The sequence below is a fragment of the Streptomyces sp. NPDC059355 genome (assembly GCF_042752335.1).
In the GTDB taxonomy this organism is placed as follows: Bacteria; Actinomycetota; Actinomycetes; order Streptomycetales; family Streptomycetaceae; genus Streptomyces.
The window spans coordinates 40,557-63,574 of sequence record NZ_JBHYXN010000004.1 but is presented as its reverse complement, the minus strand read 5'-3'; the positions used below and the strand labels follow the sequence as shown (position 1 = coordinate 63,574).

The window sequence follows — 23,018 nt, the reverse complement described above, 5'->3', positions numbered from 1 at the left end:
CTGCCCGGGGTCAGTCCGCCCCGCCCTTGCCGTCCAGGGTCGTCCGGCCGAACTGCTCGTCCAGGACGGACAGCCGGCGCCAGTACTCGTCCTCGTCGATCTCGCCGGTGGCGAACCGGCGGCCCAGGATGGCGATCGGCGAGTTCTCGCCGTACGAGCCCCGCATCGCCCACGGTCCGCGCGGGCCGCGCCCGCCGCGCCACACCGTGCGGCGCAAGACGGTGACGACGCCGAAGACGACGGCCGCCCAGATCAACGGGACGAAGAGGATCCACGGGCCGGGCCCGTCGTACGCCAGGGTGTTCATCTCGGTTCAGCTCCTCGGAAGGGGTGCGGTTTACCTGTCGCCTCCGAGACTCGCCCCGGGAGGGTGCCCGGGTCGTCGTACGGCCGGCGGCACCGTGCGTACCACCACGGGAGTAGCTCCCGGCAGGAGCGGCCTCAGCCCAGCCAGCCGGGCCTGACCAGCCCCGATTCGTAGGCGAGCACCACCAGCTGGGCCCGGTCCCGGGCGCCGAGCTTGATCATGGCCCGGCTGACGTGCGTCTTCGCGGTCAGCGGGCTGACCACCAGCCTGCGGGCGATCTCCTCGTTGGACAGGCCGAGGCCGGCCAGGGCCATCACCTCGCGTTCCCGCTCGGTCAGCCGGTCCAGCCCGGCCGCCGCCTCCGGGGCCTTGGACCGGGCCGCGAACTCGGCGATCAGCCGGCGCGTCACCCCGGGTGAGAGCAGCGCGTCGCCGGCGACCACCGCCCGTACCGCGCGCAGCAGTTCTTCCGGTTCGGTGTCCTTGACCAGGAACCCGGAGGCGCCGGAGCGGAGTGCCTCGAAGACGTACTCGTCGAGCTCGAAGGTGGTGAGCATGACCACCTTCACCGCGGCCAGTCCGGGGTCCGAGGTGATCGTGCGGGTGGCGGCGAGGCCGTCGAGCTCCGGCATCCGGATGTCCATCAGGGCCACGTCCGGGCGCAGTTCGCGCGCCAGCCGCACGGCCTCGGCCCCGTCGGCGGCCTCGCCCGCCACCTCGATGTCCGGCTGCGCGTCGAGCAGCGCGCGAAAGCCGGCCCGTACCAGCGCCTGGTCGTCGGCGAGCAGTACGCGGATCACGAGTCCTCCTTGATCTCCAGCGGGATCCGGGCCAGTACCCGGAAGCCGCCGTCCGGCCGGGGGCCGGCCTCGATGGTGCCGCCCTGCGCCGCGGCCCGCTCGCGCATCCCGATCAGGCCGCTGCCGCTGCCGCCGGCGTCGTCGCCGGTGGCGGGTCCGTCGTCGTCCACCTGCAGTTCCAGCGCGCCGAGCGGGCGGCTGATGCGGATCCGGGCGGTCCGCGACCCCGAGTGGCGGACCACGTTGGTGAGCGCCTCCTGGAGGATCCGGAACGCGGCGAGGTCCGTGGCCGGCGACATTCCCCGGGCCCGGGCCTCCCCCGACACGGAGACGGTGAGCCCGGCCGCGGCAGCCTGCGCGACCAGTTCGGAGAGCCGGTCGAGTCCGGGGGCGGGGGCGCGCGGGGCCTCGCCGGGGGCGCGCAGGGTGTTCAGGACCTGCCGGACCTCTCCGAGCGCCTCCTTGCTGGCCGCCTTGATGGTGGTGAGCGCCGTACGGGCCTGTTCCGGGTCCGTGTCGAGCAGGGCCAGGCCGACGCCCGCCTGCACGTTGATCACGGAGATGCTGTGGGCCAGTACGTCGTGCAGCTCGCGGGCGATCCGCAGCCGCTCCTCGTCCACCCGGCGCCGCTCGGCGGCCTTGCGCTCGGCCCGGTCACGGGCCCACTGCTCCCGGCGTACGCGCACCACCTCGGACGCGGCGAGCACGGCGATCGCCCAGGCGGTGATCCCGCCCTCCGTCCCCCAGGGGGCGGGGCCGTCGCCGGGCGGCGGCAGCCAGCGGTACAGCCAGTGCGCGATGAGCAGGTGGCCGGCCCACAGGGCGCCCACCGCGCCCCAGGCGGCGTAGCGGTGGCCGGCGACGACGGCGGCGAGGCAGGCCAGGGCGACACTGATGAAGACGGGGCCGTACGGGAATCCGGCGGCGAGGTAGCCGAGCGTCACGGCGCAGACCCCGTAGAGGACGGGCACCGGGTAGCGGTGGCGCAGCAGGAGCAGGGCGGGCCCGAGGAGCAGCAGGATCCGTCCGGGCACGCCGATGGGCTCGCGGCCGGGCTGCACCTGTTGCGCCCACCCGGTGACCGCCTGCGTGAACACGGCGACGAGGAGCGAGGACCGCCACGGCAGCCGCCCGCCCCCGGTGCGCTCCGCCCAGTACTGCCACCGCCGCTCCGCCATGCGGCCACGCTAGACGGCCGGGCCCGCCGCCGTCGTCCGCCGGGCGGGCCGATCGGGCGTACTCCCCCCGGAGTACGCGGGCACTCACCTGCGGTCCCGCGGGGCTACTTCGCGCGCAGGGCGTCGACGGCGATGCGGGCGGTGGTGCCGATCACGGCGTCGGCCGCGGGGAGGGTGGCCGCGGGGTTGGCGGCGCGGGTGAAGACGGCCACGGCGTAGCGGCCGCCGTCGGGGTACTCGATGACGCCGACCTCGTTGCGCACGGTCGGCAGGCTGCCGGTCTTGCCGGCCACGTGGACGTCGTCGAAGGGGAATCCGGCGGCCATCCGGTGCGGCCACACCTGGAGTCCGAGCAGGCGGCGGATGGCGGCCCCGTGTTCGGGGGTGCAGGCCTCGTCGCGCCAGACGGCGGCGAGGAGCCGGGTCATGTCCCGGGGGGTGCTGCGGTTGCTGCGGGCCGGGTCGAGGGCGCGGAGCCGGGCGAGGACCTGCGGATCGGCCAGGGCCCGGGCGCCGGCCGGGCCGGCGTCCTCCCGGACGCCGGCGAAGAGCGAGCGAAAGGTGTGGACGGCGCGGGTACGGGTCAGGCCGAGCCGGGCCGTGGCCTCGTTGACGCCGTCGAGGCCTATCCGGGCGAGGAGCAGGTCCGCGGCGGCGTTGTCGCTGACGGCCGTCATCAGGTACGCGGCGTCGCGCAGGGACATGCGTACGGGATCCAGCATGGCGGCGAGTCCGGTGGGGCCGGCCGTGCGGTCGGCCGGCGGGCACTCGACCTGTTCGGTGAGGTCCAGGCGGCCGGCCGCGGCCTGCTGGTGGAGGGCGACGAGCAGGCAGAGCTTGTGCACGCTGGCGGTGACGACCGGGTGGTCCGCGCCGGCGTCGATCTCCGTACCGGAATCGATGTCCACGGCGTGCAGCCGGCCGCTGACGCCGGCTTCGGCGAAGGCCGCGGTGATGCGGCGCAGGGGGTGGTTCACAGCCAGTACTCCGCTGCCGGGCGCAGGTGGAGCGGCCGCGCGGGTACGTCGGCGGTCACCGCCGCAGTGTTCCACAGGGTCCGCGTGGTCGCTTCGGCGAAGGCGCCGACGGCGGCGTCGCCGCGGCCCCGGGGCCAGGCGACGCTGTGGCGCCAGGCCAGCGGGGCGCCTGCGAGGGGGCGCCACACGATGTCGGCGTGCGGGCCCGGGGCGTCGGCCGACCCGCTGTCGCGGGGTGCGAAGGCCACGGTGTTCGTGGAGAGCACGAGGCCGCGGACGAAGCCGGGCCCGCTGCCCTGGCGGACGGCGGCGGGGGTGTAGCCGCCGCGGGCGCAGGTGTTCAGCACGTCGTCGTGCAGGGCGGGGGCCTCGGCGCGCGGGAAGAGGACGAGGCCGTATCCGGTGAGGGCGGCGAGCGGTACCTCCTCCAGGGATGCGGCAGGGGCCTCGCGGGGCAGCAGCACGCCGAGTTCGCGGCGCAGGACCGGCCCGAGTTCCAGCCCCGCGATGTCGCAGGGGTGCCGGACGAGCCCGACGTCGAGCTCGCGCGAGGTGAACCGGGCCAGCTGCTCGGCGGTGGACAGCTCGTGGAGCTCCAGCTCCACGCCGGGGTGGTGCTGCCGGAAGGCGGCCAGGATCGCGGCGATCGCCTCGCCGGCGAGATCGGGCGGGAGGGCGGCGCGCAGGAGTCCGCTCTCGCCGTCGCGGATGCGGCGGGCGGTGGCGGCGAGGGCGTCCGCCCGGGCGAGCAGCAGGCGGGCGTCCTCCAGCAACATCGTGCCGGCCGCGGTGATCGTCACCTGGCGGCTGGTGCGTTCGAAGAGCCGGACGCCGAGCTCGCGCTCCAGGCGCCGGATGCGCTGGGACAGGGGTGGCTGGGCCATGCCGAGCAGCTCGGCGGCACGGCCGAAATGTCTTTCTTCTGCAACAGCGACGAAGCACTGCAGATGCCGGATCAGGTCCACGACCGGCAACGATATCCGATTTTGATCGATCCGAGATCCATATCGATCTTGGACGGAGGATGGGCGTCGGTGTTGTGCTCACGGCATGTCCTCGAACCGCTTCTCCCCGTCCCTGCGCCGCACGGCCACCCGGCGCGCCTCGTACGCCGCCGCCCTGGCCCTCGGCCTCTCGCTGACCGCCGCCGGGCTCACCGGCTGTTCGACGGCCTCCCGGCCGCCCGCCGCGGCCGGGCCCGCCGTGAGCACGAGCGCCTCCGCCTCCGCCCCCACCCCCGGCGTCGACAGCCGGGAGCGGCTGACCGTGGGCGACGGCACCCGGGAGTACCTGATGCACCGCCCGGCCGCGGAGGGCGGCGGACCGCGGCCGCTCCTCATCGCCTTCCACGGGCGCGGAGCCGACGCCGAACAGATGCGGAGGCAGAGCGCCCTGGACAAGGCCGCCGAGGCCCGCGGCATGCTCCTCGTGTACCCGGAGGCACTGGGCAAGGGCTGGGGCGCCGGCACCGCCGCCACCGCGCAGCGGCCTGATCCGGACGCCGATGTCCGGTTCACCGAGGCGCTGATCGGCGAGCTCGTGCGCACGGGCCGGGCCGATCCGCACCGGGTCTACGTCGCCGGGTTCTCCAACGGCGGCTCCATGGCCCTGCGGATGGCCGCGCAGCGCCCGGACCTGGTCGCGGGCGCGGCTTCGGTCTCCGGTGAACTCCCCACCGGGGCCGCCGCCGTGAACCCCACCGGTCCGGTGCCCGTCCTGATCGTCTACGGGGCGGAGGACCCCGTACGGCCACTGGCCGGCCTGCCCGCCCCCGGACCGGCCGCCCCCGGGGAGGAGCCCATCACCGCGACCGTGTCAGCCCGGGCCAGCGCGGAGGCGTTCGCCGCCGCGGGCGGGGCCGGCGGACCCGCCGAGGAGGGCAAGCCCGGCTACGACTCCGTCACCTGGCCGGCCGGCCCCGCGGGGGCCGAGGTGCGACTGCTCGTCATGCACGGGGCCGGCCACACCTGGCCCGGCTCGACCGTGCCGCCGCCCGCGGGCTTCGGCTCGGTCAGCACCGCACTGGACGCGAGCAGCACCCTGCTCGGCTTCCTCGCCGCGCAGAAGCGTTGACGCCAACACGCCAGCACGGCAGCCTTCGCCGCACGGCATCGCGCATGGCCCCGCGCACCACACCTCGGCCCCCGAGTGTGGTGCGCGGGGCCATGGGCGCGGCCGTCCGCCCTCCCTAGGGTTCAGCCATGACGAGCCAACTTCCTTTCCTGCGGGAGCGCGTCGCTCTGGTGACCGGCGGCGGCAGCGGTATCGGCCGGGCCTGCGCGATCGCCCTGGCCGAGGCGGGCGCCACCGTGCACGTGGCCGACATCGCCGGGGAGCCGGCCACGTCCGTCGCCGCACTCGTCGGCGGGACGGCGCACGTCGTCGACCTCGCCGACCCGGCCGCCATCGAGCGGCTGCCGAGGGCGGTGGACATCCTGGTCAACAGCGCGGGCCTGCAACACGTCGCCCCCATCACGGAGTTCCCGGCCGAGCTGTTCACCCTGATCCAGCAGGTGATGGTCACCGCGCCGTTCCTGCTGCTGCGGCACGTGCTGCCGCACATGTACGCGGCCGGCTGGGGGCGGGTGGTCAACATCTCCAGCGCCCACGGGCTGCGGGCCAGCGCGTACAAGTCCGCGTACGTGGCCGCCAAGCACGGACTGGAGGGGCTGAACAAGGTGACCGCGGTCGAGAGCGCCCCGTACGGGGTGACGAGCAACTGCATCAGTCCGGGCTACGTCCGCACGCCCCTGGTCGAGGCGCAGATCGGACAGCAGGCCGCCGCGCACGGCATCGGCCCCGGCGAGGTCCTGTCCGAGGTACTGCTCACCCGGTCCGCGATCAAGCGGCTGATCGAACCGGAGGAGGTCGCGGCGGCCGCGGTATGGCTGTGCGGACCCCACACCGGCTACCTCACCGGAACCTCGCTCCCCCTCGATGGTGGCTGGACGGCCACCTGAATTTAACTACCGACCAGTAGACAGGGGGTTCGATCTTACGGATTCTGGCTCCGTACATGTCAATTCAGCCATTGAGGAGCGCCCCCACATGCGCAGCACCCGCGCCCGCGTCCGCCTGCTCGGCACCGCCACCGGCACGGCCGCGGCCACCGTCGTCCTGATGCTGGCCCCCACCGCCTCCGCCCAGGCCGCGCCCGCTCCGGTCCCCGCCCCGGCGGTCGCCCCGGCCTCGGCCACCGCCTCCGCGCCCGGCGGAAACGCGCTCATCCGCGGGGTCGACTACGGCACGTGGAAGCGTGACGTGGCCGCCGTCATGGCCACGGCGCGCCCGTACGTCGAGCAGCGCATCGCCCGGTCGCCCGCCGGCGAGAAGCCCGCGATCGTCCTGGACATCGACAACTCCTCACTGGAGACGGACTTCCACTGGTTCTGGACCTTCCCGACCCCGGCGATCTCCGAGGTCCGCGACCTGACCCGGTACGCCGACGACCACGGTGTCGCCATCTTCTTCGTCACCGCCCGCCCCGGGATCATCCAGTCCCTCACCGAGCACAACCTCAAGGCGGTCGGCTACCCCGTCACGGGCCTGTACGTCCGGGACCTGCCCGACCTCTTCGACGAGGTCAGCGCGTACAAGACGGGCAAGCGCGCCGAGATCGAGGGCCGCGGCTACACGATCATCGCCAACATCGGCAACAACAACAGCGACCTGGTCGGCGGCCACGCGGAGCGCACCTTCAAGCTGCCGGACTACGACGGCAAGCTGTCCTAGCCGCCTCCGGTGCCGACCGCCCGCGCACAGGCGGGCGGTCGGCACCGGTACTCCGGCCTCCCCGGGGTCCGGGCGCCGGCTGCTTCCGCCTCAGGAGGGACGGACCCCGTCGCAGGTGATCCGCAGGTGGCGCGGACCGCGCAGGACCGCGTTCTGCCGGTAGGGCGGCGGGTCCTCGACCAGGCGCGGATTCTCCAGGCGGCGGGCCAGCTCGGTCAGCGCGAGCTGCGCCTCCAGCCGGGCCAGCGGGGCACCGAAGCAGCTGTGGATGCCGCTGCCGAGGCCGAGGTGCTGGACGTCCTTGCGGTACGGGTCGAAGCGGTCCGGGTCCTCGAAGCGGTCCGGGTCCCGGTTGCCGGCGGCGAGGACCAGCCACATCGACGAACCCTTGGGGATCGTGACCCCGCCGATCTCGATGTCCACGAGCGGGGTGCGCTGCGGCAGCAGCTGCACCGGGGGCTCGAACCGCAGCAGTTCCTCCACCAGCGGCACGGCGAGGTCGGGCGTCTCCCGCAGCTGCCGGAGGATGTCCGGGTTGCGCAGCAGGGTCAGCATCCCGTTGGTGATGAGGTTGACCGTCGTCTCGTGGCCCGCGATGAGCAGCAGGGCCGCGGTGCTGAGCAGTTCCATCGTGCTCATGGTCTCGTCCTGGCCGTGTCCGACGGCCAGTTGGGAGAGCATGTCCTCGCCTGGGTTCTTGCGGCGCTCCTCGATGAGCCCGGCCAGGTACATGCCGAGCTCCATCCGGGCGTCGTGGGTCGTCTTCTCCCGTTCCTTCGGGTCTGCGCCGGGGTCGGGGTCCAGGCTCGCGGCGAGGGTGTCGGCCCAGACGTGGAAGCGGGCCTCGTCCTCGCGCGGTACGCCGAGCAGCCGGCAGATCATGGTGACGGGGAACGGGTAGGCGAACTGGTCGACCAGGTCGATCCGTTCCGGGTCGCCGAGGTTGTCGATGAGTCCGGTGACGGTGGTGTGCAGGAAGCCGCGCATGTCGTCGACGCGGTGCGGGGAGTGCGGCGGCCCGAAGGGGCGGTTGGTCATCCGGCGCAGCCGGTCGTGCTCCGGCGGGTCCAGCTTGAGGAAGCTCGGCGGCAGGGCCGAGGCGCCCTCCTCCTCCGCCCCGGCCAGCGGGTCCCCGGCGCCGGCAGCCAGGTTGCGGGCGTCGGAGCTGAGCCGCGGGTCGTGCAGCAGGCCCTGGATGTGGTGGTACGTGCTGATGACGTACGGGCCGTCCCCGTCGTGGAAGACCGGGGTCTTGCGCAGCTCCGCGTACAGCGGGTACGGGTTCGCGCGGTTCGAGTAGTCGAGGATGTCGCTCAGGATGCCTTGCTTCATGCCGGGTCCTCCGGAGGGCGGGCGGGTCAGTGCCCGGCGGGGGTGAACGTGAGGCGCCGGTCGGCCGGCGAGTATCCGCTGAGGGTGACGGTCGGCCCGTGCGTGGGCACGGAGGGGTCCGGGAAGTCCGCGGGGAGGGGCTTTTGCCCCTCGGGGCGCCGGTCGACCGTGGGGAACGGGGGCGGGAACGGCGCGGTGGCCTCGATCTGCTGCTGGTAGAACTGCAGCCAGCGCGAGTTGTCGAAGGTGACCGCCCCGATGACGCGGCCCTGGTAGCCGTAGACGCCGGTGAAGCGGCGTTCGGCGCGCGAGCCCTGGGTGATCATGATCTCGGTGCCCATCGAGGGCACTCCGACCGATTTGATGCTCACCCCGAACTGCGAGGACCAGAAGGCCGGCACCCAGATGTGCGGGCGGCGCTCGGTGCTCTCGCTGAGCATGTTGTGGGCCGCGGTCTCCGCCTGCGAGACGGCGTTGCCCCAGTGCTCCAGGGACAGGAACTGGTATCCGAACAGCGGGTGCGGGGAGCGGGCGACGTCGCCCGCCACGAAGATGTCGTCGGTGACGATGCCGCGGATGTCGAAGGCCCGGCAGCCCGCGTCGCAGGCGATGCCGCGGGGGCCCGCGCCGAGTCCGGAGCCGGTCAGCCAATCGGTGTTGCGCTGGGCTCCGAGCGAGACGACCACGACGTCGCACTCCAGCGACGTGCCGTCGGAGAAGTGCGCGGCGCGGACCCGCCCGGTGGAGTCGCCCTCCAGGGCCGTGACCATGATTCCGGTGCGCAGGTCGACGCCGTTCTCCCGGTGGAGTTCGGCGGCGACCGCGCCGATGACCCCGCCGAGGGCTCCGACCAGGGGCGCGTCGGCGCGCTCGGCGACGGTGACCTCCACGCCTCGCTCGCGGCAGGCGGAGGCGATCTCGGAGCCGGTGAACCCGGCGCCGATGACCAGGACCCGGCGCGGGCCGGCGTCGAGCCGCCGGGCCAGGGCCACTCCGTCGTCGCGGGTCCGGAGCACGAACACGCCGTCGAGCTCGCCCTCGGCCTGGTTCGGCCAGGGCCGGGCCCGGACGCCGGTGGCGATCAGCAGCCGGTCGTAGGGGACCTCGTCCCCGTCGGCGAGTCTGACCCGCCGGGCCGCCATGTCGAGGCCGCTGGCCGCCACCCCGAGGCGCCATTCGGCGTCGATGTCGCGGCGGCGGGGCAGCGCGGTGCCCTCGGCCGTCCCCATGCCCAGCAGCGCCTGCTTGGACAGGGGCGGGCGGTCGTACGGCTCGTGGGGCTCGTCGCCGATCATGGTCAGCGAGCCCTTGAAGCCCTTCTCGCGCAGGGTCTCGGCGCCGCGCAGCCCGGCGAGCGAGGCGCCGACGACGACGATCCGGCCGTTCGCCTTGAGGTGGTCCAGGGCGGTGTCAGCCATCGGATGCCTCCCCGGCGGCACCCGGGGCGCCGGGCGCGGTGGCGGCCATGTCCAGCTCGTCCACGAGGATCGCCTGCACGGGGCAGGCGGCGACCGCCTGGGCCACGCGCTCACGGTGGGCGTCCTGCGCCTGCGGGTCGTAGAGCAGGCCTTCGTCTCCGTGCATCGCGAAGACGTCGGGTGCGAGGAAGGCGCACTGCGCGTATCCCTGGCACCGATTGAGATCGACGACAAGCCTCAGCAAGGTCCAGTCCTTTCGTTGGCCCCTCCGGCTTCCCGGCCAGCGTGCGGCCGGGAGAGCGGGACGGCCCGTCCGGCAAGGCCATTGGGGTGACGGCGGGGTGGCGGTGACGCGGCGCGGCCCGGTGGGGATCACGCGGAGCGGCGGGCGATGCGCAGGATGTACAGGCTGATGAGCAGCGCCCAGGCCGGGAAGACGAGCTCGCAGTAAGGCACGCTGGAGCCCACCACCAGCAGGAGCAGACCGGCCACGGTCCCGATCGCGACCAGGGGTCTGGGCAGGACTCGGAGCTTGCGGCCGAGCGTCGACGTCGCGAGGACGAAGACGGCGGCCATCCGCATCCCGTACGTGGTGAGCAGCGTGTACGCGAAATGGCGGCCGAAGCCGGTGGGGTCCTCGGCGTCGAGCACGGTCCCGGCGGCGGCGACGGCGCCGAAGAGGCAGGCGACGAAGACCAGTCCGCTGCCCAGGAACACGGTCGCGATGAACCGGTCCTCGGCCTCCCCGGTGTGCTCGCGCAGTGCGCCCATGAACCACAGGAAGGCGATGCCGGCGAACGGAACGAGCTCGGTCGCCGTCTGCAGTGCCCCCCGCTCGCCCTGGGCGACCTTCAGGTCTTCGCCGCCGCCCCCTTCGGGCAGGGCGATCCGGGCGAGCACCATCGCCGTCGCGAGCAGGACGGCGAAGACGACCCCCGCCAGCCCTGCGGCCTTGGGCGTGCTCAGGGCTTGTTGCCGGGTCCGCCCCGGTGCCTGTGTCATTCCTCCAGCAAGCCGCCCACCGGGCCCGCGTGCCAGCGGGGCAGCGCGGTCGGGTGACGCCCGGGGCGGTCCGCGGGAGGACCGCGCCCGGGGACCGAACACCTCCTAGGTTGTGATGAGGATGCTGCCCGGCTCTCCCGCCACCTCCTCCCGCTCGGCGGCCGTACGGGAGGCGCCCGGGCCGGTGCCGGCCACGATCAGGGCGAGCAGCACCGCCGAGGCCTCGCTCTGCAGGATCCTGGCGGCCTGCACGAGGCGGTGCGGGTCCGGGGCCGGGATGGACAGGGCCAGGCATTCGGCGTTGGGGCCCGAGGTGATCGGGACGGCCGCGCAGACCGTGCCCACGGCGTACTCCTGGAGGTCCAGCAGGGGGGCACCGGGCCGGCGGGTGTCGAGCTGGCGGAAGAGCTCGTCCTGCCGGGTGATGGTGTGGGCCGTGAACCGCGCCGCCCGGTGGCGGGACAGGTGGTCCTTGCGGCCGTCGGAACCGAGCTGCGCCAGCAGGGCCTTGCCGACCGCCGAGGCGTGGGCGGCGGCCCGGAAGTCGACCCACTCGTCCACGAGCGGGGTCGCCGGACCGTCGGCGTACTGGGTGATGCACACCTCGCCGTCGGTGTAGCGGGCCACGTAGACGGCGGCCCCGACCGCGTCCCGGACCCAGGCGAGGGTCTCCTGCAGGTGTCCGTGCCCGTCGCCGGACGCCGCCTCGGTCAGTAAGAGCGCCCGGCCCGCGATGTACGCGCCGGGGGCGGCCGGGGCCGCCAGGTTCGCCCGTACGAGCTGCTCCATGACCCGGGCCAGCACCAGCTGCGGCAGCCGCGTCTCGCGGGCGATCTGGGCGAGGCTCACCCCGCCGGAGTACCGGTTGACGATCTCCAGGACGCGCAGCGCCCGGTGGACGGCCTCCATCGCGACCGGCGCCGGCCGCCCTTCGGAGGCTCTGCGCCCGGCGCGTTCCGGCTGCGGCTGCCGGAGCGCTTCCAGTGCCCAGGCGTTCGCCTCGTCCGTCAGGTGCAGGAGGTTCAGCCGCGCGTGCTGGGCGACGGCCACCGCCACGTGCGGGCCGAGGAGGAACACCTCCCCCAGGTCCTGGTCGTCGTTCCAGCTCAGGGCCGTCACGGCCCTCCGCAGCCGGGCGGGCAGCCGGTAGGGGGGCCGCCCGCCGTGCCCTCTCACCGCCGTGAGGGCGGTCAGGTCCTGGGTGCTGATCGGCGGTGAGGTCCAGATGACCGAGGCGCCGAGGGCCTCCTCCAGGTTCTCCGGGACCTCCGGCAGGTGCGGCAGACCCTCGTCCGGGGGCAGCGCCTCGGCCAGTGCCTTCCAGTGCCGGGCGGTGTCCACCTCGGCGCGTGCGAGGTGGTGGAGGTGCAGGAGGCTCGCGGCGGTCCGCGATCCCGATCCGGCCGCGTACTGGAACCAGAACTGCGCGCCCTCCATCCGGTCGGCCAGATGCAGGAGACAGCCGAACAGCAGGGCCGGTTCCGATCCGTGCGGCCAGGTCCCCGCGGCGAGGGCCAGCTCGGCGAAGGGCCGGCTCTCGGCCAGCGACCAGGCCAGGTCGTCCAGCGCCCGCGCTGCCCGTACGTGGCAGGCGGCGTCGAGTACGAGGTCGTCCGCCGGACTGGGCACGAGCGCGGGCAGCGGCCTGCGGCCGGTGAGGGAGGCCGGTGCAGGGAAGCCGCCGAGGCCGGTGGCGCCGGTCGCCGAGCGGGCCCGGTCCGCCGCGATGCGGCGGGCGATGCGCCGCCGGGCGGCGTCCTCGTCGTAGCCGGCGTACTCCTCCACCAGCACCTCGGCGTCCTCCAGTGCCGCCGCCAGCTTCTCCCCCGGCACGGCGTCGTGGTCGGCCGACATGTCGCTCACTGGCCCTTCTCCTCTCCAGGCGCCCAGTCCGCCCCGAGTTTGTGGGACAGGATTCGGCTCGCGCCTCGAATGTGCGAACGGACCGCCGCGGGGGAGATCCCCATCATCCGGCCGACGGTGCCGTTGTCGTACCCCAGCAGGAAGGCCAGCAACACCACGTCGTAGTGCCGTTCGGGCAGGCACGCGATCGCCGCGTACAGGCCCAGCTTGGCCTCCAGCAGTTCCATCCGGTGCCGGGACGCACGGCGCAGCGCGGCGAACCAGGCCGTCTCGACCATGGCGGCCGGCCGGCCGAGGAGCGCCAGCCTGCGTGCGACGTGTTCGCGCAGCACCGCCCAGGCGAAGCCGTGCAGGCTCGCCTCCTTCAGTGCCTGGCGCCACACCTTCAGCAGGAAGGTGAACACGTCGTCGACGACGTCCTCGGCGTCCTGGCGGGAGCCCAGCTGCAGGTGTGCGTAGCGCAGGTAGGCGCGGTGGTGCTGGGAGTGGAACGCGCTGAACTCCACCGGCAGGACGCCGGCCAGCTCGCTGGAGACCGCCCGGTCCCCGGACGGGTCGAACTCGCCCTCACTCATGCGCTCCTCCAGGGATGCCGGTCGTCGCCGGCACGAGCGGTCGCCGCCCGGGGCCTCGCACCCGGCAGGCGTGGGTGTCTCCTGACGGCATCGAAAGCGACGAAGGCGACGAGTATCAGCACGGGAGTGAAGGTCTGGAAACGATTCACGTCGGCGGGAAGCCTTCCGGTGAAGAGAACGGAACGGACATGCCTGCCCCCCACATCCAGCGGCCGGTCGGACCGGCCGCTCCCCCAACACCACCCCATCGGAAAACACGCCCGAATGTGCACGGCTGTCGACGGAAATCTTTCGGGAAATGGCGCATCTGATCCGCTGCGCGCCCCCTTGGCCGCCGCGTACGCCCCTACTCCACCACCAGGTCGGCCCGGATCCGACCGGCGGCGATCAGGCGGGCGTTCGCCTCGTCCGAGCGCGCCACCCACTCCTCGGCGTGGGCCGGCGCCATGCCGTGGCGTACGTGGCGGTCGACCAGCCGCCTGACCCTCAGGGCGTCGTCGGGCGCGAGGAACCAGACCTCGTCGAGGAGCTCCCGCAGCGCCGCCCACTCCCCCGCCTCGTACAGCAGATAGTTGCCCTCGGTGATCACCAGGCGTACGGCCGGGCCGACGGGGATGCTCCCGGCGACGGGCTCCTCCAACGACCGGTCGAAGGCCGGGGCGTAGACCGCGGCGGCCGCGGGCGTGCGCAGCCGGGCCAGCAGCGCCGCGTACCCGGCGGCGTCGAAGGTGTCGGGGGCGCCCTTGCGGTCGGCCCGTCCCAGCCGCTCCAGTTCGGCCTGGGCCAGGTGGAACCCGTCCATCGGTACGACGACGGCCCGCTCGGGACCGAGCGCCCGCGCGAGGCGGGCGGCGAGGGTGGACTTGCCGGCTCCGGGCGGCCCGGTGATGCCGAGGATCCTGCGCACGCCCGAGTCCGCGAGCGCACGGGCCCGCTCCTCCAGTTCGGTGAACTCCATCCCGCCATCCTGCACGAGGGGGTGTCCGGCGGACCGGGCCCGGCCCCGCCTCAGGGAGGGGGCGGCGTGTGGGGGTCGGTGCCCACGCGGGCGACGAGCAGGGCGATGTCGTCGTCCGCGGACGCCGGGACCAGTTGCGCGATCAGCGAGTCGCACAAGTGGTCCAGCGAGCGTGGGGGTTCGGTGAGCAGCCGGGTCAGTTCCGCCAGGCGCTCGTCGATGTCGCTGCCGCGGGCCTCGACGAGGCCGTCGGTGTACAGGACGAGGAGGCTGCCCGGGGGCAGGGTCAGCTCGGTGGAGGAGTACACGGTCCCGCCGACGCCCAGCGGAGTGCCGGGCGGCAGGTCGAGGAGGCGGACCGTGCCGTCGGGGGTGACGGTCGCGGGCGGCGGGTGCCCGGCGCGGGTGATGCGGCAGCGGCCGGTCTCGGGGTCGACCACGGCGTACAGGAAGGTGGCGATCATCGGATCGGCGAGGTCGTCGAGCGTCGCTTCCAGCTGGTGCATCAGGGCCTCGGGGGCGAGGTCGAGCCGGGCGAGGGCGCGCACGCTGGCGGAGAGGCGTCCCATGACCGCCGCGGCCCCGATGCCGTGGCCCATGACGTCGCCGATGAGCAGGGCGGCCTTGCCGCCGGGGAGGTGCAGGACGTCGTACCAGTCGCCGCCGATCTCGTTGACGTCGCTGGCGGGCAGGTAGCGGTGGGCGACCTCGATGCCGGGCGGCGGGGTGATGTGCTGGGGCAGCATGCTGCGCTGGAGGACGACGGCGGTCTCGTGTTCGCGGTGGTAGAGGCGCGCGTTGTCGATGCTGATGGCGGCGCGGGCGGCGAGCTCCCCGGCGAGGGTGACGTCGTCGGGGCCGAACGGGCCGACGGGGCTGGTGCGGTAGAACGTCGCGACGCCCAGTACGAGGTCCCGCGCGACCAGCGGAGTCATCATGAACGAGTGCACGCCGACGGGCAGGAGCTGGGCGGGCTTGCCCGTGTGGCGGGCGGCGGAGGCGACGGCCTGCTCGTCCAGGTGCGCGATCACGAAGGGTCTGCGGGCGGCCAGGGCCTGGGTGTAGGGGGCGGCGGCCGGGAAGACGAGGGTCCTGCCCAGCGGGGCGAGGATGCCGATCACCGCGGAGCCGGTCAGCGGCGCTTTGCCGAGGCGCCGCAGGCCCACGCCCCCGGCGAGCCCCGGGCCGGGCTCGTCACCGCGCGCGAGGGTGTCCAGTACGTCCACGGTGGCGGCGTCGGCGAGCTGCGGTACGGCGAGCTCCGCCAGCTCCTGCGCGGTGCGCTCCAGCTCCAGGCTCGCGCCGATGCGGACGCTGGCCTCGCTGAGCAGCGCCAGCCTCCGGCGGCCGGCTTCGGCCTCGATGTGGTCGCGCTGCTGCTCGGTGATGTCGAGCAGGGAGGCGATCACGCCGATCGGCCGGCCGCCCGGGTCCTCGACGCGGACGTACGAGCACGCCCAGACCCGGTCGCGGGTGGGTTCGGCGGGGGTGCGGCCCGAGCGTCGGCGGTCCAGCACCGGCTCCCCGGTGGCCAGGACCTGCCGCATCGCGTCCTCCATGTCCCCCGCGTTCACCTCGGGCAGGACCTGGACGAGGCGCCGTCCGATGTGGGCGGACTCGGGGAGGCCGTTCATGACCTCCAGGGCCGGGTTGACCTGGAGGAACCGCAGCTGCGTGTCGAGGATGGCGATGCCGACGGGTGAGCGGGCGAAGAGTCCGTCCCAGACCGCCGACGATCCCCGGATCCGGCGGGCCGCGTGGGCGTCGGCGGCGAAGACCAGCACCGCGGAGGTGCCGTGCCGCCGGCTGGGCACCGGGCAGGCCCAGATCTCCAGCTCCAGCGGGTGCCCGTCCTGGTGCCAGGCGGTCACGGTGCCCATCACCCCGCGTCCGGTGACGGCGGTCTCCCACAGGGCGCGGCCGAGGCTGCGGTCGGCTCCCGGGTGGAGGAGGTCGGCGATGTGGCGGCCGACGATCTGCGGCGGGGCGTAGCCGAGCAGCTCCTGTGCCGCCCGGTTCCAGCGGACGATCGTCCCGTCGGCGCCTGTGGCCAGCTGCGCCACGGGCAGGGAGCCGAGCCAGCCTCCGGCGTCCTGTGCGGCACCGCTGATCAGATCCTCGATGGGCGTCTGCTCGGTCATGGCGCACCTTCCACACCCCCATGGTCGCCCGGCGGGCCCGGGGACGCCCCCCGGCGCCGTCAGGGGCGTGCGAGCACCGCCACCGCGTTGTGGCCGCCGAACCCGAAGGAATTGCTGACGGCGACCTGTGCGGCGTGCTTCCTGGCCGTTCCGGCGACGGCGTCGATGTCCGTCCCGGGGGCGGTCGCGGCCAGCCCGGCCGTGGGCGGAACGATTCCCTCGGCCAGCGCCAGGACGGTCAGGGCGGCCTCGATGGCCCCCGAGGCCCCGAGCGTGTGCCCGAGGGCGCCCTTGGCCGAGGTGACGGGCGGCCGGTGGGGGAAGACGCGGCGCAGGACGGCGGCCTCGACGGCGTCGTTCCGCCGGGTCGAGGTGCCGTGCGCGTTGACGTGGCCGACGTCCTCGGGACCGACCCCCGCGTCCGCGAGGGCGGCGCGGACGGCCTGCTCGGCGCCCCGCCCTTCGGGATGCGGCGCCACGAGGTGGTGCGCGTCCGTCGAGGCGGCGTGGCCGATCAGGCGGGCGAGGGGCCGGGCCGCCCGGGCGGCGGCGTGCCCGGGGCGCTCCAGGACCAGCGCTCCGGCCCCCTCTGCGATGACGAACCCGTCGCGGGTGGCGTCGAAGGGCCGCGATCCCGTGTCCGACAGGGCGCCCAGCTGGGAGAACCCCGTCACCATCAGCCGGGTGACGGCCGCCTCGGCGCCGCAGACGAGGGCGATGTCGCACTGGCCGGTCGCCAGCAGGTCCCGGGCGAGGCCGAGGGCGGTGGTGCCCGAGGCGCAGGCCGTGGAGGTGGCGAGGGCGGGCCCGGTCACCCCGAAGCGCAGCGCGATGTTGGCGCACGTCATGTTGATCAGATAGCCGGGGAGGAAGTACGGGGAGACGAACTCCGGTCCCTGCTCCCCGAGCCGGGCGAGTGCCTGGTCCTGGGTCCGCAGACCGCCGACGCCGCCGCCGGTGACGACGGCGACCCGGCTGCCGTCCCACTCCCGCGGGTCGAGCCCGGCCTGCTCGAGTGCCTGCGCCGCGGCCACCAGGCCGAACCGGTCGACCGGGTCCAGCCGGGCCGCCCCGCGCCGGCGCAGGACCGGGTGGTCCAGCTCGGGCACGCGGCAGCTGAGCGTGACGGGCAGGCCGTGCAGCAGGGGGTCGGGGGCGGCCGTGGCGCGGCCGGCGCGGACCGCCGACCACGTGGTGTCCCGGTCGCATCCGGCCGCCGTGACCAGTCCGAGCCCGGTCACGACGGCCTCGGGGCGTCTGATCAACGGCCCGCCAGCCGTTCGTCGACGGATGCGGCGAACTCGGCGAGGGTGGCGACGCGGAGCTCCTCCTCCTCGACCTTGATGCCGAGCGTCTCGTGAACGGCGATGGCCATCTCGACGATCATGAGGGAATCGATCAGCAGGTCGCTCATGGGCGCGCTCCCCCGCACCTCTTCGGAGGGGACTTCGAACTTCTCGACGAGAAGGTCGGTGATCACGTCAAGGACGGATTCCGGCGCGGAAGTAGTCACGGTATCTCTCATTTGCGGTGGCAGTTGACGGCGAGGGCAGGGCCTTCTCGTGCTCAAATAGGTACCACGGCAGGGAATTTACTCAAAACCCGTCCCCGCCGCGCTTGTTGATGATTCGAAATGCGAGAGTGGGGATCATTCGTGTCGGAAAGCATGACCGATGTGATCGAGGTCGCCGGAGCCGAGCTCAGGAACGTGCAACGGCTGCTCGGTGACGCAGGCGAGGATGCCTGGGACCGCTTCCTGGACTGGCTCGTCGACGACTACTTCCGGCTCGAAGTGGCCGGGGTGGAGAACATCCCGGCCGAAGGCCCCGCGGTGGTCGTCGCCAACCATTCGGGCGCGTGGGGACTCGACGGATTCGTTCTCCAGAAGGTGTTCTCGCGCAGCCTGCAACGGCCCCTGCACGTTCCCGCCGCGCCGCTCGTCTTCCGATTTCCGGTCCTCGGTTCCTATGCCCGGAAGAAGGGTGCCATTCCTCTCGAACCGACCCTGGGAATGGAACACCTGACCGCCGGGGAACTCGTCGGGGTGTTCCCCGAGGGGCTTTCCGGTCTGGAAAAGCCCTTCCGCAAGCGCTATCAGCTCCGGCCCTTCAGCCACGGATTCGCGGTCACGGCCGTGCGGGCGGGCGCCCCCGTCGTCCCGGTGTCCGTCATCGGGGCCGAGGAGGCCTGCCCCCGCATCGGCCAGGTCCCGGCCCTGGCGCGCCTCTTCGGCCTCCCCTACTTCCCGATCACCACGCTCTTCCCGCTCCCCGCGAAGTGGCTCGTCACGATCGGCGAGCCGATCCCCGCGCCGCCGCGCCCCGAGTCCTACGCCGCCCGAGCGGCCGCGGCCCGGCTGCTGTGCGCCGAGTCGCACGCCGCCGTACAGGCCCTGGTGGACCGGGAGCGGCGCAGGCGCGACACGCCGTTCTGGTAGGCCGCCCGCAGCGCCCCGGGCCGGGGGCGGCTCACCCGCCCTCGGCCACCGCCCGTACGCCGGGCCAGACCAGGGTGGTCGACCCCCAGGCCAGCCCCGCGCCGTACGCGGTGAGCGCCACCCGCAGGCCCGGCTCGAGCGTCCCGGCGGCGGCCGCCTGGGCCAGCAGTACGGGAACCGAGGCCGCCCCGGTGTTCCCGTACGCCTCGATGTGTGACAGCACCTGCTCGGGCGCCAGGCCCAGTTCGGCGGTGAGCCCGTCCAGGATCCGCTGGTTGGCCTGGTGGGCGACCACCAGGTCGAGGTCGCCGAGCCGCCACCCGGCCCGCTGGGCCGCCCGCGTCACGGAGTCGCACATCCCGACGACGGCCTGCTTGAGTACGGTGGGCCCGTCCATCCGGAAGTACGGCGAGAACACCGCTTCCGGAGCGGCCCGCTGCCGCTTCCTGGCCCGTGTGCCGCCACCGGGGACCTCCAGCAGATCCGCCCCCGCGCCGTCGCTGCCCAGGTCGAACGGCCCGAAGGCACCGGGGGTGCCCGCCTCGCCCGCGCGCAGCACCACCGCTCCGGCCCCGTCTCCGAAGATGGCCGCCATCAGCCAGTCCTGCGGGTCGAGGAACGCGGTGAACACGTCCGAGGCGACCAGCAGGACACGGTCGAAGGACCCGGCCGTGATCATCGAGGACGTCACGCCCAGGCCGTACAGGAACCCGCTGCAGCCCGATGCCATGTCGAACGCGGGTACCGTGCCCAGACCCAGCCGCGCCGCCACCTCCGGGGCCCCGGCCGGAACGAGCCGGTCCGGGGACGTGGTGACCAGGACGACCGCGTCGACCTCGGACGTCCCGGCCGCCGTCAGCGCGTGCCGGCCCGCTCGTACCGCCAGGTCGACGGTGGCCTCCCCGTCCGCGATCCGCCGGTTCGCCACACCGATGCGGGCGCGGATCCACTCGTCGCCGAGGGGCCGCCCGCCGCACAGCTCGGCGTTGGTGAGGACGCGCGGGGGCACGTACGCGCCGAGCCCGGCGAGGACGGCGGTGCGGCCGGGTCCCGACGGTGAGGGTGCCGAAGTGCGCATGGATCCGTCCGCCTCAGTCCGTCAGCCGCTTCGCTGCCCGCCGTACGCCGTCGGCGGCCGTGGCGCACCGCTCGGCGTGGTCCAGCAGGACCATGCGGAACCGCTCGCCCTCCTCGTCGGTGTTCCAGCCGCTGTTCCCGGCGCAGGCGGCGAGGCTCTCCGCGTGCCGCTCCAGCCGGTCGGCGCTGGCGTGAGCCAGGGCCCCGTACGCCGCCGGGGCGTAGCCGAAGGCCGAGACGGGCACCGCCGTCGGCAGGGTGACGGTCCCCCGGCCGCCGGCCGGCCGGGCGGTGAGGTCCTCCAGCGCCACCACCAGCGTCTTCGGGTCGAGCGTGTCCGGCAGCCGGTCCGCGGTGAACTGCGGGGCGATCAACAGCGGGCGCACCGTCTCGGTGACGGCGCGCACGATGTGCTCGGCCACGAGCGCGGCGAACCGCGTCGCCGCGCACCCGGTCGGGGCCGCGCACAGCGGCGGCGTCCCCGAGCTCCCCGCCGCGGCCGAAGTGCCGGCCGGCGCCCGGTCCGTGTGGTCCTCGCCGTCCAGACCGCGCAGCCAGCCGGGCACGCGCAGGATCTCGGTGCCCGCTTCGACCGCCAGGTCCTGCCAGACGAAGTCCGCGCGTACGGGGTACACGGCCGCGGCCACCGGAGGCCAGCGGCGCAGGGCTTCGGCGACGGCCGCTTCCGGGGTCGCCGCGGCGCCCACGGCGAGCAGGGCCAGCGCCTGGAGCACGGTCTCGGCGGCGGCCCGGGACACCAGCGCGAGCGCGTGCGCGACGGCGGGGCCCGCGGCGTCCGGACCGCTTTCCCCGCGCCCGGAGCCGTGGGCCAGGAGCCGGCCCGTCAGCGAGGCGGGGTCCGGGTCGGCCAGGTACGGCGCCAGCCGGCGCCGCAGGGCTTCGGCCCGGCCCTCGTACGATCTGCTGCCGACGGCCGCCGTCGCGCCCGCGAGCACCTCGCCGAGCAGCGTGTCCTCGACCGCCGCGGCTCCGACCACCACGCGCCGGCTCAGCCGCACCATGCCGCGCTCCCAGTCGGCCCACTCCAGCGTGCCGTCCCCGCGGCGGGCCGCGATCACCCGGTCCACGTCCTCGGCCGGCAGGGCGCCGAGCTCCGCGGCCGGCACGGCCGCGTCGCGGGGCAGCGGCACGTGCGGCGACAGGCCGTACCGCTGCCCACCGGCCGTGAGGCCGACCGCGGGCGCGAGGGCCCCCGCCTCGTCCGCCGCCGCGAGCAGGCCCGCGGCGTCGGCGGCGGCCAGCGGCAGGAGGAACGGCCCGAACGGGGTGCGCAGTTGTACCGGTCGGCCCGAGCGGGTGCGCCGCAGGAACGCCAGCAGCCCGCGCGTCACCCCGTCCCGGGTCAGCATGTCCAGCCCCAGGGCGCGGGCCGGGGCGTCCACCCAGGGCACGCGCTGGGCGACCATGGCCGCGCTGAACACGGCGTTCTCCAGGGGCCAGGCCGTCGCGGGACGTCGCGCCGCGGTGGCCGGGCTGTCGGCAGTGGTCATCGGTCGGTCTCCCTTGTGGTCCCTTGGGTCACGTGAGGTCACTTGTCGCGCAGCATGTAGGGCTGATTGCCGACGACTTCACCGTCGTACTCGCCGATCAGCTTGTTGACCTGGTCCCGGTAGTGCCTGAACTCCCCGCGCAGCGCGTCGGAGTACGCCTGCGGGGCGTGCGACAGCGGGTAGTCGTACGACTCGTCCAGCCAGGCCAGTTCGACCCAGCTCTCGGGAAGGTCGTGGGGCGAGGCCGGTCCGCGCCCGTCCAGTCCCGGGATCACGTCGTGCTTGTTGACGAGGCTGATCACCCGGGTGGTGTGGTCGGCGGGCCGCTTGCCGTCGATCGGAGAGCCGATCGCGATCACGTGGGTGACCCGGTAGGCGGCGCAGACCTCCACGTCGGACGCGAGGTTCATCGCGGTCATGCCGCCCAGGCTGTGTCCGACGATCATGAGCTCCGAGCCGGTGGGCACCCCGGCCCGCCGCAGCAGCTTCTTCGCGGCGCGCGTGTACGTCGTGTCGGTGCGCAGCAGCCCGTCGAACGCGCCGACCAGGTCCTGCGGAGTGCTGTTGCTGAGCAGGCCGAAGCTGGTGCCGGGCAGCAGGAGTACGTACCGTACGGCGCCGTCGGCGCACTCGACGCGGCGCAGCAGCACGAGGCCGTGGTTGCCCAGGGCCCCGATGTCGCCCACGTAGCTGACGATGTCGTTGCGGGAGCCGGCGAGCACCTTGGCGAGAATCGGGTCCGGATCGGTGCGCTCGGCGCGGCCGGGCCCGGGGTTGAGGAACTTGAGTACCGAGCTGGGCAGTCCGAGGATCGGGTCGGTGGTCGGCACGCCCCCGGCGAGCGTCACCCACGAGAAGTCGTCGTTGACCGGATTCTCGTCGAGCATGCCGAGCAGGGCCAGCAGCTCCATGATCACGGGGCTCACCGTGGTCAGCGCGCGCGTCACGCCGAGCAGTTCGATCAGCGCGTACATGGCCCGCGCCGCCTCCAGCCGGTTCCCGGCCACCATCGCGTCGGTGAGTCGGCGGGCGGCCGGGGCGTCGAGGCTGGGGTGGTCGACCGCGGCCGCCTTGATCCGCAGGGCGAAGGCGTCCACCGCCATGGCCACCTTGGCGGGCCGGCGGTAGGTCATGTTGCCCGCCATGCGCAGGAGTTCACCGGCCACACCGCCGTTCGCCCCGAAGCCGAGCCCGCCGGATCCGGTCAGCGCCCGGGCGCAGGAGACGGCCGTGCCGAGGGCCCAGCCGGGGCGCCGCAGCGCCTCCAGCCCGAACCGCCGGCTGAACATCGCGCCGGTGAGCTCCGCGCCGGACTGCTTGGCCGTGAGCGCCGCGTCGGCGAGCAGGACCGAGGCGGCGATCAGGAGTTCGGCGTCGACGCGCTCCGGGGCCGGTTCGGGTGCGGTGGGGGCCGGTACGCGTACGGAACCGGGCGCGGCCGGGGGCGTGCCGGGGGCGTCGGCGCCCGGTTCCCTCCGGCCGGGGAGACGCTGAGCCGTTTCGTCGACCACCTGAGGCGCCACTTTCGTACCTCTCATCCCTGTGAACGGCTTCGCAGCCTTGCCTGCCCGCTGTGTGCGGGGGAATCGTGGCATCGAACGTGATCCTTTCCGCGCGGCCGGAGCTCCCTTCACCGGCTCCGCCCCGCCCGGAACCGGTCCCGGGGCCCTTCCCGGACCAGTGCTCACGGGCCTTGGCGGATCCGGCGGG

Annotated in this window: 22 protein-coding genes; 4 read left to right on the top strand and 18 right to left on the bottom strand. The window is 74.2% G+C overall.

Annotated features, from left to right (window positions below; all coding sequences use genetic code 11):
• Positions 1-10 precede the first annotated feature (10 nt).
• The 5 genes from ACFXGI_RS05335 to ACFXGI_RS05315 form a co-directional block, all read right to left on the bottom strand.
• Complete coding sequence (locus ACFXGI_RS05335; RefSeq protein ID WP_384703586.1) at positions 11-307, bottom strand: SHOCT domain-containing protein; 297 nt, start codon at positions 305-307, stop codon at positions 11-13.
• A gap of 134 nt (positions 308-441) precedes the next feature.
• Positions 442-1,107, bottom strand: coding sequence for a response regulator (locus ACFXGI_RS05330; RefSeq protein WP_384703583.1), 666 nt, complete (start codon positions 1,105-1,107; stop codon positions 442-444).
• Entirely contained in the window at positions 1,104-2,285 is a 1,182-nt protein-coding gene (locus ACFXGI_RS05325) for a sensor histidine kinase (RefSeq protein WP_384703580.1), read from the bottom strand. The genes ACFXGI_RS05330 and ACFXGI_RS05325 overlap by 4 nt, the downstream gene beginning before the upstream one ends.
• Before the next feature lie 104 nt (positions 2,286-2,389).
• The gene (locus tag ACFXGI_RS05320) at positions 2,390-3,262 is read right to left on the bottom strand and encodes a serine hydrolase (RefSeq protein WP_384703577.1); all 873 of its coding nucleotides are present in this window, start codon (positions 3,260-3,262) and stop codon (positions 2,390-2,392) included.
• Complete coding sequence (locus ACFXGI_RS05315) at positions 3,259-4,227, bottom strand: LysR family transcriptional regulator (RefSeq protein ID WP_384703574.1); 969 nt, start codon at positions 4,225-4,227, stop codon at positions 3,259-3,261. The genes ACFXGI_RS05320 and ACFXGI_RS05315 overlap by 4 nt, the downstream gene beginning before the upstream one ends.
• Positions 4,228-4,312: 85 nt before the next feature.
• Between ACFXGI_RS05315 and ACFXGI_RS05310 the strand changes: the two genes are divergently transcribed.
• The 3 genes from ACFXGI_RS05310 (at position 4,313) to ACFXGI_RS05300 (ending at position 6,994) form a co-directional block, all read left to right on the top strand.
• The gene (locus ACFXGI_RS05310) at positions 4,313-5,335 is read left to right on the top strand and encodes an alpha/beta hydrolase family esterase (RefSeq protein ID WP_384703571.1); all 1,023 of its coding nucleotides are present in this window, start codon (positions 4,313-4,315) and stop codon (positions 5,333-5,335) included.
• Between the two features lie 128 nt (positions 5,336-5,463).
• Complete coding sequence (locus ACFXGI_RS05305; RefSeq protein ID WP_384703568.1) at positions 5,464-6,222, top strand: SDR family oxidoreductase; 759 nt, start codon at positions 5,464-5,466, stop codon at positions 6,220-6,222.
• A gap of 88 nt (positions 6,223-6,310) precedes the next feature.
• Entirely contained in the window at positions 6,311-6,994 is a 684-nt protein-coding gene (locus ACFXGI_RS05300) for an HAD family acid phosphatase (RefSeq protein WP_384703566.1), read from the top strand.
• A gap of 90 nt (positions 6,995-7,084) precedes the next feature.
• Here ACFXGI_RS05300 and ACFXGI_RS05295 read toward each other — a convergent pair whose 3' ends face one another.
• The 10 genes from ACFXGI_RS05295 to ACFXGI_RS05250 form a co-directional block, all read right to left on the bottom strand.
• Entirely contained in the window at positions 7,085-8,326 is a 1,242-nt protein-coding gene (locus tag ACFXGI_RS05295) for a cytochrome P450 (protein WP_384703563.1), read from the bottom strand.
• 26 nt (positions 8,327-8,352) lie between these two features.
• Complete coding sequence (locus ACFXGI_RS05290; protein ID WP_384703561.1) at positions 8,353-9,744, bottom strand: NAD(P)/FAD-dependent oxidoreductase; 1,392 nt, start codon at positions 9,742-9,744, stop codon at positions 8,353-8,355.
• Positions 9,737-9,985, bottom strand: a complete 249-nt coding sequence (locus ACFXGI_RS05285) for a ferredoxin (RefSeq protein WP_384704086.1) — start codon at positions 9,983-9,985, stop codon at positions 9,737-9,739. The genes ACFXGI_RS05290 and ACFXGI_RS05285 overlap by 8 nt, the downstream gene beginning before the upstream one ends.
• Before the next feature lie 131 nt (positions 9,986-10,116).
• Positions 10,117-10,746 (bottom strand): hypothetical protein, encoded by a 630-nt coding sequence (locus ACFXGI_RS05280; protein ID WP_384703558.1) that lies wholly within the window; start codon positions 10,744-10,746, stop codon positions 10,117-10,119.
• Between the two features lie 105 nt (positions 10,747-10,851).
• The gene (locus tag ACFXGI_RS05275; protein ID WP_384704084.1) at positions 10,852-11,655 is read right to left on the bottom strand and encodes an IclR family transcriptional regulator; all 804 of its coding nucleotides are present in this window, start codon (positions 11,653-11,655) and stop codon (positions 10,852-10,854) included.
• A 950-nt stretch (positions 11,656-12,605) separates the two neighbouring features.
• The gene (locus tag ACFXGI_RS05270) at positions 12,606-13,184 is read right to left on the bottom strand and encodes an RNA polymerase sigma factor (protein ID WP_234435147.1); all 579 of its coding nucleotides are present in this window, start codon (positions 13,182-13,184) and stop codon (positions 12,606-12,608) included.
• Positions 13,185-13,530: 346 nt separating this feature from the next.
• Positions 13,531-14,142: a nucleoside/nucleotide kinase family protein gene (locus tag ACFXGI_RS05265; protein WP_384703554.1), complete on the bottom strand. Its 612-nt coding sequence runs from the start codon at positions 14,140-14,142 to the stop codon at positions 13,531-13,533.
• A 50-nt stretch (positions 14,143-14,192) separates the two neighbouring features.
• A complete protein-coding gene (locus tag ACFXGI_RS05260) occupies positions 14,193-16,283 on the bottom strand; it encodes a SpoIIE family protein phosphatase (RefSeq protein ID WP_384703551.1) in 2,091 nt (696 codons plus the stop codon).
• A 59-nt stretch (positions 16,284-16,342) separates the two neighbouring features.
• Entirely contained in the window at positions 16,343-17,545 is a 1,203-nt protein-coding gene (locus ACFXGI_RS05255) for a beta-ketoacyl-[acyl-carrier-protein] synthase family protein (RefSeq protein WP_384704082.1), read from the bottom strand.
• On the bottom strand, positions 17,545-17,796 hold the full coding sequence (locus ACFXGI_RS05250) for an acyl carrier protein (RefSeq protein ID WP_384703548.1): 252 nt from the start codon (positions 17,794-17,796) through the stop codon (positions 17,545-17,547). Before ACFXGI_RS05250 ends, ACFXGI_RS05255 begins: the two co-directional genes overlap by 1 nt.
• A 141-nt stretch (positions 17,797-17,937) precedes the next feature.
• Here ACFXGI_RS05250 and ACFXGI_RS05245 point away from each other — a divergent pair, with 141 nt between their 5' ends.
• A complete protein-coding gene (locus ACFXGI_RS05245; RefSeq protein ID WP_384703546.1) occupies positions 17,938-18,720 on the top strand; it encodes a lysophospholipid acyltransferase family protein in 783 nt (260 codons plus the stop codon).
• Positions 18,721-18,751: 31 nt separating this feature from the next.
• Here the strand turns inward: ACFXGI_RS05245 and ACFXGI_RS05240 are convergent, their stop codons facing one another.
• The 3 genes from ACFXGI_RS05240 to ACFXGI_RS05230 are packed head-to-tail and all read right to left on the bottom strand — an operon-like array spanning position 18,752 to position 22,831.
• Positions 18,752-19,798, bottom strand: a complete 1,047-nt coding sequence (locus ACFXGI_RS05240; RefSeq protein ID WP_384703543.1) for a beta-ketoacyl-ACP synthase 3 — start codon at positions 19,796-19,798, stop codon at positions 18,752-18,754.
• Positions 19,799-19,811: 13 nt separating this feature from the next.
• Entirely contained in the window at positions 19,812-21,308 is a 1,497-nt protein-coding gene (locus tag ACFXGI_RS05235) for a hypothetical protein (protein ID WP_384703540.1), read from the bottom strand.
• A 38-nt stretch (positions 21,309-21,346) separates the two neighbouring features.
• Complete coding sequence (locus tag ACFXGI_RS05230; RefSeq protein ID WP_384703537.1) at positions 21,347-22,831, bottom strand: hypothetical protein; 1,485 nt, start codon at positions 22,829-22,831, stop codon at positions 21,347-21,349.
• Positions 22,832-23,018: the final 187 nt, after the last annotated feature.